Source organism: Pectinatus frisingensis, from assembly GCF_015732285.1.
GTDB lineage: Bacteria > Bacillota > Negativicutes > Selenomonadales > Selenomonadaceae > Pectinatus > Pectinatus frisingensis.
Genome location: NZ_WIQU01000065.1, coordinates 137,359 through 150,460, shown reverse-complemented (window position 1 = coordinate 150,460; position 13,102 = coordinate 137,359). Strand labels below are relative to the sequence as shown.

Annotated in this window: 15 protein-coding genes; 7 read left to right on the top strand and 8 right to left on the bottom strand. The window is 38.0% G+C overall.

Annotation, left to right across the window (positions count from 1 at the left end; all coding sequences use genetic code 11):
* The first annotated feature begins 1 nt into the window (after position 1).
* The 4 genes from ribH to I6751_RS12425 all read left to right on the top strand — a co-directional run bounded on the left by ribH (position 2) and on the right by I6751_RS12425 (position 2,967).
* Positions 2 to 466, top strand: coding sequence for a 6,7-dimethyl-8-ribityllumazine synthase (gene ribH / locus I6751_RS12440; RefSeq protein WP_182187329.1), 465 nt, complete (start codon positions 2 to 4; stop codon positions 464 to 466).
* Positions 467 to 494: 28 nt separating this feature from the next.
* Positions 495 to 1,052 carry a phosphodiesterase gene (gene yfcE, locus I6751_RS12435; protein WP_196590871.1) on the top strand — a complete coding sequence of 186 codons (558 nt, stop codon included), beginning with the start codon at positions 495 to 497 and terminating at the stop codon, positions 1,050 to 1,052.
* A gap of 146 nt (positions 1,053 to 1,198) precedes the next feature.
* Entirely contained in the window at positions 1,199 to 2,308 is a 1,110-nt protein-coding gene (rodA, locus tag I6751_RS12430; RefSeq protein WP_196590872.1) for a rod shape-determining protein RodA, read from the top strand.
* A gap of 404 nt (positions 2,309 to 2,712) precedes the next feature.
* On the top strand, positions 2,713 to 2,967 hold the full coding sequence (locus I6751_RS12425; protein WP_196590873.1) for an SHOCT domain-containing protein: 255 nt from the start codon (positions 2,713 to 2,715) through the stop codon (positions 2,965 to 2,967).
* An 80-nt stretch (positions 2,968 to 3,047) separates the two neighbouring features.
* Here I6751_RS12425 and I6751_RS12420 read toward each other — a convergent pair whose 3' ends face one another.
* Entirely contained in the window at positions 3,048 to 3,392 is a 345-nt protein-coding gene (locus tag I6751_RS12420) for an ASCH domain-containing protein (protein WP_182187339.1), read from the bottom strand.
* Positions 3,393 to 3,439: 47 nt separating this feature from the next.
* Complete coding sequence (locus tag I6751_RS12415; protein WP_196590874.1) at positions 3,440 to 4,240, bottom strand: prolipoprotein diacylglyceryl transferase; 801 nt, start codon at positions 4,238 to 4,240, stop codon at positions 3,440 to 3,442.
* 155 nt (positions 4,241 to 4,395) lie between these two features.
* On the opposite strand from I6751_RS12415, the gene I6751_RS12410 reads away from it, so the two are divergent.
* Together I6751_RS12410 and iadA are read left to right on the top strand one after the other, a co-directional pair.
* Positions 4,396 to 4,605, top strand: coding sequence for a DUF1858 domain-containing protein (locus I6751_RS12410; protein WP_196590875.1), 210 nt, complete (start codon positions 4,396 to 4,398; stop codon positions 4,603 to 4,605).
* A gap of 272 nt (positions 4,606 to 4,877) precedes the next feature.
* The gene (gene iadA / locus I6751_RS12405) at positions 4,878 to 6,068 is read left to right on the top strand and encodes a beta-aspartyl-peptidase (protein WP_196590876.1); all 1,191 of its coding nucleotides are present in this window, start codon (positions 4,878 to 4,880) and stop codon (positions 6,066 to 6,068) included.
* An 80-nt stretch (positions 6,069 to 6,148) separates the two neighbouring features.
* On the opposite strand, the gene aroB is transcribed toward iadA, so the two are convergent.
* From aroB to I6751_RS12385, 4 genes are read right to left on the bottom strand one after another with little or no spacing between them, the layout of a single operon-like run.
* The gene (gene aroB, locus I6751_RS12400) at positions 6,149 to 7,234 is read right to left on the bottom strand and encodes a 3-dehydroquinate synthase (protein WP_196590877.1); all 1,086 of its coding nucleotides are present in this window, start codon (positions 7,232 to 7,234) and stop codon (positions 6,149 to 6,151) included.
* A complete protein-coding gene (locus tag I6751_RS12395) occupies positions 7,231 to 7,737 on the bottom strand; it encodes a shikimate kinase (RefSeq protein WP_196590878.1) in 507 nt (168 codons plus the stop codon). Before I6751_RS12395 ends, aroB begins: the two co-directional genes overlap by 4 nt.
* Positions 7,734 to 8,882 (bottom strand): chorismate synthase, encoded by a 1,149-nt coding sequence (gene aroC / locus I6751_RS12390; protein WP_196590879.1) that lies wholly within the window; start codon positions 8,880 to 8,882, stop codon positions 7,734 to 7,736. Before aroC ends, I6751_RS12395 begins: the two co-directional genes overlap by 4 nt.
* Positions 8,883 to 8,913: 31 nt before the next feature.
* A complete protein-coding gene (locus I6751_RS12385) occupies positions 8,914 to 9,921 on the bottom strand; it encodes a deoxyguanosinetriphosphate triphosphohydrolase (RefSeq protein WP_182187359.1) in 1,008 nt (335 codons plus the stop codon).
* 199 nt (positions 9,922 to 10,120) lie between these two features.
* Here I6751_RS12385 and I6751_RS12380 point away from each other — a divergent pair, with 199 nt between their 5' ends.
* Positions 10,121 to 10,642 (top strand): LptA/OstA family protein, encoded by a 522-nt coding sequence (locus I6751_RS12380; RefSeq protein ID WP_196590880.1) that lies wholly within the window; start codon positions 10,121 to 10,123, stop codon positions 10,640 to 10,642.
* A gap of 161 nt (positions 10,643 to 10,803) precedes the next feature.
* Here I6751_RS12380 and ilvN read toward each other — a convergent pair whose 3' ends face one another.
* Positions 10,804 to 11,304: an acetolactate synthase small subunit gene (gene ilvN, locus I6751_RS12375; protein WP_182187363.1), complete on the bottom strand. Its 501-nt coding sequence runs from the start codon at positions 11,302 to 11,304 to the stop codon at positions 10,804 to 10,806.
* Positions 11,301 to 12,992: a biosynthetic-type acetolactate synthase large subunit gene (ilvB, locus tag I6751_RS12370; RefSeq protein ID WP_196590997.1), complete on the bottom strand. Its 1,692-nt coding sequence runs from the start codon at positions 12,990 to 12,992 to the stop codon at positions 11,301 to 11,303. Before ilvB ends, ilvN begins: the two co-directional genes overlap by 4 nt.
* Between the last annotated feature and the right edge of the window lie 110 nt (positions 12,993 to 13,102).

The following is a 13,102-nucleotide window of genomic DNA, read 5'->3' as shown; positions in this document are numbered from 1 at the left end:
TATGGCAAAAATAATTGAAGGTCATCTATCTGCAAAGGGGTTAAAATTTGGCATCGTTGTCGCCCGTTTCAACGAATTTATAACCAGTAAATTACTTTCTGGAGCACTTGATACACTAACACGTCATGATAGTGATGAATCGGCTATTACTGTAGCGTGGGTTCCCGGTGCATTTGAAATTCCTCTCATCGCCAAAAAAATGGCCCAAAGCAATAAATATGACGCTGTCATTTGTCTGGGATCTGTCATTCGTGGTTCGACATCGCATTATGATTACGTCTGTAATGAGGTTTCTAAAGGTGTCGCAGCAGTTGGACTCTCAACCGGCGTACCGACAATATTCGGCGTGCTGACCACGGAAAATATTGAACAAGCCGTTGAACGTGCCGGTACCAAGGCTGGCAACAAGGGTTCTGATGCTGCCATGAGTGCCATCGAAATGGCTGATCTATTGAAAAAATTATAATCTACTATCTTTAAAGGGGCTGATACTTTTGAAAATCGGTATTATAAGCGACACACATGGCTGCGTCGAACGTTTCACACTTGCTTATGATAAATTTTTCAAAGATGCTGACATGATAATTCACGCCGGTGACGTTCTTTATCATGGACCACGCAATCCTATATTACCGGATTATAATCCGGCTAAACTTGCCGAAAAAATAAACAGTCTGCCTATGCCAACAATCATCTGCAAGGGCAATTGTGACAGTGAAGTTGATACATTAGTTTTGAATAGTCCTATTCAAGCTCCATATACTTATGTCATAATCGACGGTTTTAAAATCGTCACTACACACGGTCATCATGTAATGAGTGACCAAGAAAAGGATTCTATGGCAGCTCATTTCAAAGCCGATTTATTTATAAGCGGTCACGTCCATATTAACGTATTGGAAAAACGGGGAAATACTATATTTCTTAACCCCGGTTCACCCGCTTTAAGTAAACGTACTGATCATCGTCAAACTGTCGCCATTCTAACCGACACCAAAATTTATATTGTTGATATTGATACCGGTAAAACCATACTTTCACTGGATAAATAAAATTTACTAAACCTACGCATTATAAAAAGCAGCGGGATATTTACATTCCACTGCTTTTGTCTTAGAATATAAAGCGAAACTTAATTCAGCAAGTTTATTTTACATTCCACCATAAACAACAATATACAGGAGGCAATTAGGGCACAATGTTTACCAACAGCAGACTTTTCCGCCGTATAGATGTCCCTTTGATCATAGCAATCATTATTTTAATATTAATCGGCATCGTCATTATAGGCAGTGCCACTCACATAAATACCCCCAGCAGCGAACGTTATTGGTACGTTCAGCGGCAAAGCATATTCGCACTAGTAGGTGCAGTTTTGGTTTTTTTAATGATGAAATTTGACTATCGAATGCTGCAGCCACTGGGCAACAAGCTGTACATCTTCAATGCACTTTTGCTTTTAGCCGTTGATATTGCCGGACATTCAGCCTTAGGAGCGCAACGTTGGATTCAACTTGGCCCGATCAGCTTTCAGCCTTCAGAATTTTCCAAACTAATAATGATAATCTCTCTGGCTGTTTTACTTGAAAATCGTGTTGGCAAACTAAATACTTTTAAGGAATTACTGCCAGTTGCTTTATATATGGTAATTCCATTTGCACTTGTCGTCACCCAGCCTGACCTCGGAACAGCATTAGTTTTTTTGGCAATTTTTTTCGGAATGATATTTGCTGCCGGTGTCAACATGAAAATAATCGGCGTTATATTTGGTGCCGGACTTTCATGTCTGCCAATTATCTGGCATTTTTTAAAAGAGTATCAAAAAATGCGCATTATGGTATTTATAAATCCTAATATTGATCCTTTGGGCTCCGGCTATCACATAATTCAATCAAAAATAGCTATCGGGTCAGGTCTTTTATATGGAAAGGGGCTCTTCCATGGCACACAAAGTCAGCTTAATTTTCTTCCAGAAAATCATACTGATTTCATTTTTGCCGTTATCGGGGAGGAAACTGGTTTTATCGGAGCAGCGATAGTCTTGCTGATTTTTCTATTTATCCTATGGCGCGGAATAAAAATTGCCCGTGAGGCAAGTGATAATCTTGGTATGCTTTTGGCCGTTGGAATAAACTCAATGCTGGCCTTCCATGTATTAGTAAATGTAGGTATGACTATCGGTATTATGCCTGTCACAGGTATTCCGCTTCCTTTTATCAGTTACGGGGTAAGCTCGCTGATAACCAATGTACTGGCAGCGGGATTATTGTTAAATATTTATAACAATCGGCAACAGCTCATGTTTTAATATTAGAATAATTACACATCATGTGTCACTTATCAATTTATAAATATTATTTGTTACTGAACGGCATTGTCCTCGAAAATGCATCCCACCATCACTATATGATTTACAACCATTTCTAATAACGGACAACAATAACAAAATATTACATATTTATGAATGAAAAATGGATTACGTGCGACAACATCTTCCCCTAAAGTGAAAAATAATAAAAGGTACCACTGCATCTATATTTTATACAATTATATTTATAAAACAGATTCAAGATAATTCTTGATATTTTTTATTATTAATATGGCACATTTATTGTTTACTATTTTACTCATCAAATTTCCATATTTTTTCCACAAAAATTTCACAATATCATTATATAATGATATCATCTAAGAAAGAGGAGGTGCATCAACATGATGGGATATGGTTTTGGCGGACCGTTCGGCGGCGGTATGGGCTGGCTGGGAGCAGGCTTCGGCCTGATAACTCACCTGGCATTCACTATTCTCATAATCATGGCAGCAATTTGGCTTTTCAAAGCTGCATTTCGTGGCAATTACCATAACTTTAACCAACAAAATGATGCCATGGAAATATTAAAACAACGTTATGCCAAAGGTGAAATCAGCAGTGAAGAGTTCCAGCGGATGAAAAAAGAACTGGAATAAATGTTGTTTTTATATAACTAGTTCAAATATATCAATAATAGTGCCCTTGGTATTTATAACCAAGGGCACTATTTATCATATTATAATACTTCTGAAAAATATATAACGGTAACGGTATCATCCATAGTAATTCTTTTTTTATAAATACCTTCAAAGTCAGCAATCAAATCTTCACGTGTCGCAATTTCCGGATTTTGGTGATCAAGATCTTCTGATGTCAATTCAGACATTTTTTTAACTTGGACTTTATCTAAAAAAGCCACAAATAATTTCTTTTTGTATTGAAATTTTGCCCCGGTAGTTATCCAAACCAATGAATTTTCCGGATATTGTTTACTTACATCTCCCAACCATATAGTACAATTTTTCTTTCTAGCCATTAAAAGTTTTTCATGCTTGGGGGCTTGAAAATTTAATGCCATCATAATTATCTCTCCTATCGTAGGATAATAATATCCTCTATGTATAATATTTAATAATGATATGTTTTTTCCCTTTGAAAAGCGCGCCGCCGCAACCAATAAATAATAAGACAGCACGCTATTAATATCAGCGCAAAATATTGACCCGAATGCAAAATTACTGATGTATTGCTTGAAAGATACATAAACCCGAAAACAAAACGGCATAGAGCAATCAACACCATGCATGATAAAAATATATTTCCCTGCTGAATTCGTGAATATTTCAACTGCACCGCAGTAAGTAATAAAGACACTAAAAATATAACACCCAATACCACTGCCTGATATAAAGCCACCGGCCTGAAATATAAATATCCCTCAAAACCGGTAGGCCTCTGTTTAAAATCAATGTACTCTGCAATACTATGATCATTGTCGTAACTTACCGGTAAAGGTGTCCCTATCGTATTTTGCATACAAAAATTACCTATCTGATAAACAATTAGGCAGGCAATCATCCCGGGTAAAAATATATCCATCCAGTACCAGAAATTTCTTCCCGTCAGATATAAATAAAATACCGTGCCGCATAAAAAACCGATAAAAGCTCCATATATTGATAAGCCACCGCCACTGAGCAAAAAAATGTTCAAGAGCCTGTCACTAAATATCTGCCAATGAAAAATAACATACAGACCACGCCCAAACACTATCCCCAATGGTATACACCAAAGCAGTATATCAATAACTACAGAAAAATCCTCATGATGTTTTTTGACATTACCCCATGTTATCAATAATCCAATAACTATAGCCAGGCTAATGGTTAATCCATACCAATATATATGTACAGGTCCTAATAAAAACATAGCAGTACAGCTTGATACCGCCTTTCTCATTAAATAGATAAACTTTATAAACTATTATTGTAATATTTTAACTCGAATAGAAAAATTTGGCAAACGAAATATGAAATGTGGTATAATAATATTGTAGTTTATTACTTATTAGGGAGGTAATGATTGTGACTATCACTAAAGATATGAGCATTATGGAAGTAGTACAAAAATATCCTGAAACAGTCGATGTATTTGCTATGTCCGGCATGGGCTGCATTGGTTGCGCTGCCGCCCATTTTGAAAATATTGAACAAGGTGCCATGGCACATGGTATTGATATCGAAAAATTAATGGCAAATCTCAATGAAGTTGCCGATGCCGATGCCCAAGCTTAACTAGTACTGTTATTCGTAAAAATACTCTTGCCGTAATATAAAATCTATGGCAAGAGTATTTTTATTTGATAAACGATTTCCCTTAATTGTCTAATTTTATTCATTGTATGGTAACTATCTTCCGTAAACCGGATAACATCGCATACATAGTCTGCCAGCAAAAAATCTGCATATAATTATAAAAAACCTAACTCTGTATTATCAATGCATTAGCTTCAATATGGGTAATGCATTTCATATTACTATTTTTTTAAATTGAAAGGAGTCTCATTATGACAAAACCATTTTTTACTCTATTATGCGGTGCCAGAGTATTTGCCCCGCGGGATATAGGAATACAAAACATACTTATTGCCGGCGATAAAATTGCTGCTGTCTGTCCTACTGCTACGGCACCAACTAATTATCCCTGTCAAATAGTTGATCTAACAGACTGTATCCTCATGCCGGGCTTCATTGACAGTCATGTACATATAACCGGTGGTGGCGGGGAAGGCGGTTTTGCAACCAGAACACCGGAAATTCTTTTATCACAAATCACTACATCCGGCGTTACTACCGTCGTCGGTTGTCTCGGTACAGACGGCACAACTCGCAGTGTCATCAATCTTTTAGCCAAAACACGCGGCCTATGTGCCGAAGGAATATCGGCCTATATGTATACCGGTGCCTATGAACTTCCTACTCCCACTATAACCGGCAGTGTGCGTAGTGATATAATTATAATTGATAAAATAATCGGCACTGGTGAAATTGCCATGTCCGATCATCGTTCAGCGCAGCCGACTTGTCAGGAATATAAAAATCTGGCCGCACAGGCACGCGTCGGCGGTATGCTCAGTTCCAAAGCCGGTATTGTAGATATGCATATAGGAGACGGTAAATCAGGGCTCAGTATGCTTTTTGAAATAACGGCTAATAGTGAAATACCAAAATCACAATTTATTCCTACTCATATCAATCGTAATCAACAACTTTTAATTGAAGGTATTAAGTGGGCAAAACAAGGTGGTATTATGGACATAACTTCCGGCGTAAGTCCGGAATCCGGTTCAGTACAGGCAGTAAAACCCAGTCAAGCTGCTAAGCGTGCTTTAGAAAACGGCGTTGCTACTACCAATATCACTATGAGTTCCGATGGCAACGGCAGTGTACCATTGTTCGATGCCACCGGCAATACCATCGGTGTAGGCGTAGCCAGTCAAAAATCCATGCTGCAGGAAATTCGTGACATGATAAAAACAGAAAAAATTGCTCCAGATACCGCTATAAAATTTGTCACCAGCAATGTCGCCGGTATTCTTAAATTATCACAAAAAGGTCAGGTAAAAGAATCGTTTGATGCCGATTTCACTGTTGTAGACAAAGATTTTCAGCTGAAACATGTATGGGCTCGCGGCCAACATATGGTAGATAACGGACAAGCTATCGTATTCGGTACATTTGAACAAAATAGTCTATAATCCTAAAACCATTTTTATAAATAAAAAGTGTCGTTTGAACAAATTCCAATATATTTTTTAATGTTCAAACGACACTTTTTTTACGCCAATATAGATTTTATTGCTTTACGTACTATTAGTTCACTGACATTATCAGACAGATGTACCTTACCTATTTCATCCAATAATACCCAGTTTATTTTCTTTCCTATCGTTTTCTTATCATGAAAAAGGTCCTGATAAATCCCATCTTCAGTACACGCATGACATGTTTGCGGCAAATGGCATATTTCCAATATATGATGAATTTTCTGTACTACTGTCGGATCAAGTAATCCTAATTCACGGCTTATTATTGATACCCCTACCATTCCAATAGCTATTGCTTCACCATGATTATAAACATCATATTTAGTCTCCCTTTCAATAGCATGTCCGATAGTGTGCCCGAAATTCAAGATTGCTCTCAATCCCATTTCCTTTTCATCCTTGCTTACCACAGCAGCCTTAATTTCGCACGATTTGGCTGTAATATATGTGAGCACCTCATTATTTAAAGCAAAAATTTCCTTAACGTGACTTTCTATATATGCAAAAAATTCCTTATCATAAATTAATCCATATTTTATCACTTCCGCCAATCCGGTTGATATTTCCCTGTTTGGCATGGTTTTAATCATATCAAGATCTATAAACACAGCTTCAGGCTGATAAAAAGCACCAATCAAATTTTTTCCCATTGAATGATTAATAGCAACTTTTCCACCTACTGATGAATCAACATAAGCCAATAAGCTTGTCGGAATTTGTACAAATGGCACTCCACGCATATAAGTAGCTGCAATAAATCCTGTTATATCCCCAACGACTCCGCCTCCAAGGGCAACTATCGGAGATTTTCTATCTAAACCACTTTTAATTGCTTCAGTGTAAAGCTGCTTTGCTACATCCCATGACTTAGATGATTCTCCTGCTTTAATAAAAAACATCACCACGCAAAAACCGGCCTTTTCAAGCACCCTTTTTATTTTATCACCATATAGCGGACCCACATTACTGTCAGATACCAAAAGCGCAATATGGGAAAATTTACCTTGTAAAAAAAATTTTTCTATCGTTTTATTTAAATTATTACCAATATGAATATCATAACTATTTTTTCCCAGTTCAACCCGCACCGTTTTCAATTCTTCATCCTCCGCAGATATAGTATTATCTCATTAACTATTTGTAATGGTGACAGAGCATCTGTATCAATTAAAAAATCCGCCTGAGCATAAAAAGGCTTCCGTTCGTCCAGCAGTGATTGAATCTTTTCTTCTTGTGAATTAAGCAGTGGTCGATTATTACGTCCTTTTGTCCTGTGCATTATCGTTTTAACCTCAGCACGCAAACAAATAACAGCACTATTTATTTGCAAAATATCACGATTTTCCTCAAACAATGGCACACCGCCACCGGTAGCTATAACTGTGCTGGACTGCATTACCGCTTGTTTTACCGCTTTTTTTTCACATTCTCGAAAATAAGCTTCACCATACTGCTGAAAAATCTGTGGAATAGTCATCTGAACCTGTTGTTCGACCAGCAAATCAGTATCAATAAATGAAAAGCCAAGTTTTTCCGCCAGCAATTTACCAACACAGCTTTTCCCTGTTCCCATAAAACCTATCAAAACTATATTCTTCATTGTTTTGCCAATCTACTTTTATAACTTGCCACCGCAGCTTTAATATCAGTCATTGCATGACCACCGAACTGCTCTAATACCGCATCAGCTATGGTTATTGCCGTCATTGCCGCTCCTACTATGGATGCTGCTGGCACGGCACATACATCGCTGCGTTCTTTACAAGCCATAACTTCCTGTCTGCTTTCTATGTCAACAGAATGCAGCGGCATCATAAGCGTTGGGATAGGTTTCATAACCGCACGAACAATGATATTTTCACCATTTGTCATACCGCCTTCTAAACCGCCGGCATGGTTAGTCTTACGATACACTTGTTTTTTATCATCATAAAATAATTCATCATGCATTTTACTGCCTGGATTATTGGCATATTCCATTCCTGCTCCTATTTCAACTGCCTTTATAGCTTGAATTGACATAATTGCCTGTGCCAGTTTGCCATCGAGTCGTTTATCCCACTGAATATGAGACCCAAGTCCTTCCGGTGCCCCTTCTACGATAATTTCAAACATGCCGCCCAATGTATCTCCATTCTGTCCGGCAATACGTATTTTTTCCCGCATTTTAATTGCAGCATCACCATCCATGCAATTTAAATCCGAATCATTAACTGCTATTTGTGTATAATCGATCTTATTTCTGTCTGCTTTTATTCCGCCGATGTTTACCACATGTGAATAGACTCTCATTCCCAAAGTTTCCAAAAATTGCTGGCATACTGATCCCATAGCCACCTTAGCAGCAGTTTCCCGTGCGCTGGCTCTTTCCAAAATATCACGAATATCTTTCCTATCGTATTTATGTACTCCTGCTAAATCCGCGTGTCCCGGCCTTGCTGCTGTCACTTTATCACCAAACGGCTGCCCGTTTACCGACATCTCTTTAATCCAATTTCCCCAGTCACGATTTTTTACCTGCAAAGTAATCGGATCTCCCATAGTTTCACCAAAGCGAATTCCTGATAAAATATCTACTTTATCAGTTTCAATCGTCATACGTCCGCCGCGGCCATATCCCATTTGACGACGAGCCAGTTTATTATTTATTTTATTGATATCTATCTTTAATCCAGCCGGTATCCCTTCCAAAATAGCTGTCAAACATTGTCCGTGCGATTCTCCTGCCGTTAAAAACCGTAACATAAAAACAATCCCTTCTACATTATATTATTATTTAATGCGTTGCCATCCACTGATTCCATACTGGAGGGACAAAAATCATATTAAACTCAGCGACTGCATAACTATCCGTTAATCCAGCAATATAATCAACAATTGTTTGCTGTTTGCCCCAGCGTTTTTCTCTTTGTTTAAATTCCAAGGGCATCTTATCAAAATGCTCTGTATAATATTTAAACAACTGTTCGATTATAAAACAAGCCTGCTCTCTTTCTTTAGCCAATATTTTAGAATAATAAATTTTTTCGAACATGAAATCCCGAAATGCCTGCATTACGTTTTGCATATGACCTGATAATAAAATATCATGTTTACCTTCGGATGACAATATCATATCACTAACCATTCCGGTTATCATGCTGGAATGATTTTCCCCCAATGTATCAACGACTATCTGCGGTAAATCATTCCTATGAAGCAATCCGGAACGCAGGCTATCATCAAAATCATGACATAAATAAGCTATCCTATCAGCTATTTTAACGATACGCCCCTCCAGAGTCCACGGTGCCTTTTTCCCGGTGTGATTCAAAATCCCATCTTCTACGGCATCTGTCAGATTTAACCCCTGCCCATCTTTTTCCAAATATTTTACCATTCGCAGACTTTGTTCGTTATGAGAAAAATGTCCTACTAACGAATTCATTGTCGCTTCACCCGCATGACTAAATGGAGTATGTCCTACATCATGTCCTAATGCTATCGCCTCTGTCAAATCTTCATTTAATCGCAATCCCCGCGCAATAGTCCTTGATATTTGTGCTACCTCTAAGCTGTGTGTCAGGCGTGTTCGATAATGATCGCCTGCCGTAATGTATACCTGAGTTTTATGTTTAAGACGACGAAACGATTTAGAATGCAATATTCTGTCACGATCTCTTTGATAAGCCGTACGAAAAGGACATTTTGCCTCTTCTTTCGCACGGTTTGCCTCACGGCTCTTTGCTGCATCAATCGATAATATCCTGTATTCCAATTCTTCCGTCCGTTCTCGGACATTCATGTCAGCACCACCTTAATCTATCCACAAAAACATTATTACTAACTTTTATATTAAACTTATCTATGTTAATTCCTGCATTTTTAATTAAATACACCAGTTAAAACCATATACCATCTATATTGACACTTTGTCATCTTTATAACATATATGTTATAATATGTGTTATAAAATTTAATTTTTTACTTGATGGAGGATTGCTATGCGTATATTAAAAACGTCACTGTTTCTGTTGGCAATAATGCTATTTAGTACATATACTGTCTTTGCTGCTCCCAAAGTCACAGCCGATAACACCACATTCGATATTTTATCGGGAACATATAAACTAAATGGCAATGTTCGTGTTGAAACCGGCAGATATAATATAACTGCTGATCGGGCTCAGGTAAATCTTACATCCTTGGAAGTATGGGCACAAAAAAATATAACCTGTATTTATAATGGGGATGACAACGCCACACCGATAAATTTTACTGGTGATGATCTTTATGGGTCATGGTCCAATAAAACCATAACCGTAAAAGGCGGCACACATTTTACCTACGGTGATTTATCCATTGATTCAGATCAAGCTTCCTTTAACTGGGAAACCAAAATTGTCGATTTTACCGGCAATGTAATAGTTCAGCAAAATGGAAAAACCACAAAATATAGTGATGTAAAATACAATGTCATTGATAAAAAATTTATAAATGATACCGGCAATTCCGCATCACAATAATAAATCCAACAAAATCAATAAAGGCTGTCACACGAATAGCATTGACCTCCTAAAAATGCACTCACCGCCACTATGTATTACCCGTTTTTCTGCGGGTGAGCAAAGGAAATGGCATTATTGCATATTTATGAATGAAAATGGTTGCGTGCGGCAGCCTTTTTTTACATATTTTTCACAGGAATTATACCGCGTGATAAAGCGATTGGCCCGGTACGTGCTATTTCTAAAATTTCATAACAATTAAGCATATCGATCAGTGCTGCCAGTTTATCCTGCTCTCCTGTCAGTTCAATCACCACATTTTCGTGCCCTACATCGACAATATGAGCTCTGAATATACTGGCAATATTAACAATATCAGCCCGTATTGCAGAAGATGTCACCTTAACTTTCACCATAACCAATTCTCTGTTTATTGATGCCAGTTCACTTATATTAACTATTTTTATTACGTCAATCAATTTAGCCATTTGATGGATTACTTTATTGAGTTCCGTTTCATCATTGGCATCTACTACAATATTTATCCGCGTTACATCGGCATCCTCAGTATATCCCGCATTTATTGTTTCAATATTAAAAGCCCGGCGACTTATAAGTCCGGATACATGCGTCAATACACCTGGTTTATTTTCTGCCAGAATGGCGATTTGATATTTCATAAGCCGTCTTCTCCCATTACCATCTGATCAAGTCGCTTGCCGCCGGGAACCATTGGGAACACATCTTCTTCGGCAGGAACAATAATATCCAGCAAAACAGGACCTTGTTCATGCAGGAGTTGCTGTAAACCGTTTATCAGTTCCTCTTTCACCTTTATGCGAAACCCCTTAATTCCCATTGCTTGTGCTATTTTAACAATATCAGCCTTACTATTTAATAACGACTGTGAGTAACGTTCACCGTAAAACATTCTTTGCCATTGTGTCACCATTCCCAGTACATGATTATGAATTACAATTATTTTAATGTTGATATTATAATCGGCCAGTGTAGCTAATTCCTGGCAATTCATCATAATACTGCCGTCACCGGAAAGCAATATTACATTCTTATCCGGCCGGCCTAATTTTACACCTATTGCTGCCGGAAGACCAAATCCCATAGTTCCCAGCCCGCCTGAAGTTATAAAATTACGCGGTCCGTATACTTTAAAAAATTGCGCGGCCCACATTTGATGCTGTCCGACATCGGTTACAATGGCAGTATTATGTGTAACTATATCTGATAATTTTTTTATAGCATCCTGTGCTAAAATATTATTCTTATCATTTTTATACTTAAATGGCCTGGCTGTATGTATCTTTACCACATTTTCGTACCATTTTTGTATGTTTTCTTTTATTATATCATTATATGGGCACAATTTTTCCTGAAACAACGGTAACGACCAACGCAAATCACCGACTACACTTAAATTTACAGCAATATTCTTATTAATTTCCGCATAATCAATATCAAAATGAATTATTTTTGCTTTCGGTGCAAATTCACTGATCACACCGGTGACTCTATCATCAAAACGCACACCTATTCCCAGCAACAGATCACATTTCATGATAGCCATATTTGCCGCATACGAGCCGTGCATTCCAGCCATTCCCAAATAGCCGGCACTATCAGCATCAGCTGCTCCTAATCCCATCAATGTACTGGTCATGGGAATATTCATTTTTTGGACCATTTCGCGTACAAGTTGGCTGGTCTCAGACGTGATCACTCCTCCGCCGATAAAAATAATCGGCCTTTCAGCCGTCCGCAACATATCTACAGCTCTGTCTATTTTCTTCTCATCACCTATATACTTACCAGTGTAGCCGCGCAGACATATCTCAGCCGGATATTTATATTCTGTTTCAGCGGCAAAAACATCTTTGGCAATGTCAACCACAACAGGACCCGGCCGCCCCGTTCGTGCAATAAAAAAAGCTTCCTTTAACACACGCGGCAGATCTTTTATATGCCGCACAAGGTAATTATGCTTTGTTATCGGCGCTGTTATACCGCATACATCCGCTTCTTGAAAAGAATCCCGCCCAATAAGCGGTGTAGCTACTTGCCCGGTAATGCATATCAATGGTATCGAATCAATATTCGCTGTAGCTATCCCCGTTATCAAATTTGTAGCACCAGGCCCTGATGTAGCGATGCATACTCCAACTTTACCAGTTGCCCTGGCATACCCATCAGCTGCATGTACTGCACCTTGTTCGTGTTTAGTCAATATATGTGGAAAATTTGTCTTATAAATTTCATCATATAAGGTTAAAACTGCCCCGCCCGGATAACCAAAAACAAATTCCACGCCTTCATTTTTAAGACTTTCAATAACAATTCCGGCTCCATTCAAACGCACAAAGTTTGCCTCCTTTACTTAAGTTTTACAATAAATAATCAATTAGTATGAAAAAGCGGTAAGACAGACTAATTAGTCCATCCTGCCGCTCCTAAATATATCTA

Excerpts from the sequence above, each read along its gene's own strand:
- I6751_RS12420 (WP_182187339.1), bottom strand. The coding sequence starts at position 3,392 with ATGATGGCATTAAATTTTCAAGCCCCCAAGCATGAAAAACTTTTAATG.
- I6751_RS12380 (WP_196590880.1), top strand. The coding sequence starts at position 10,121 with ATGCGTATATTAAAAACGTCACTGTTTCTGTTGGCAATAATGCTATTT.
- aroC (WP_196590879.1), bottom strand. The coding sequence starts at position 8,882 with ATGTTACGGTTTTTAACGGCAGGAGAATCGCACGGACAATGTTTGACA.
- I6751_RS12385 (WP_182187359.1), bottom strand. The coding sequence starts at position 9,921 with ATGAATGTCCGAGAACGGACGGAAGAATTGGAATACAGGATATTATCG.
- iadA (WP_196590876.1), top strand. The coding sequence starts at position 4,878 with ATGACAAAACCATTTTTTACTCTATTATGCGGTGCCAGAGTATTTGCC.
- I6751_RS12425 (WP_196590873.1), top strand. The coding sequence starts at position 2,713 with ATGATGGGATATGGTTTTGGCGGACCGTTCGGCGGCGGTATGGGCTGG.
- ilvN (WP_182187363.1), bottom strand. The coding sequence starts at position 11,304 with ATGAAATATCAAATCGCCATTCTGGCAGAAAATAAACCAGGTGTATTG.
- I6751_RS12415 (WP_196590874.1), bottom strand. The coding sequence starts at position 4,240 with ATGTTTTTATTAGGACCTGTACATATATATTGGTATGGATTAACCATT.
- rodA (WP_196590872.1), top strand. The coding sequence starts at position 1,199 with ATGTTTACCAACAGCAGACTTTTCCGCCGTATAGATGTCCCTTTGATC.
- ribH (WP_182187329.1), top strand. The coding sequence starts at position 2 with ATGGCAAAAATAATTGAAGGTCATCTATCTGCAAAGGGGTTAAAATTT.
- I6751_RS12395 (WP_196590878.1), bottom strand. The coding sequence starts at position 7,737 with ATGAAGAATATAGTTTTGATAGGTTTTATGGGAACAGGGAAAAGCTGT.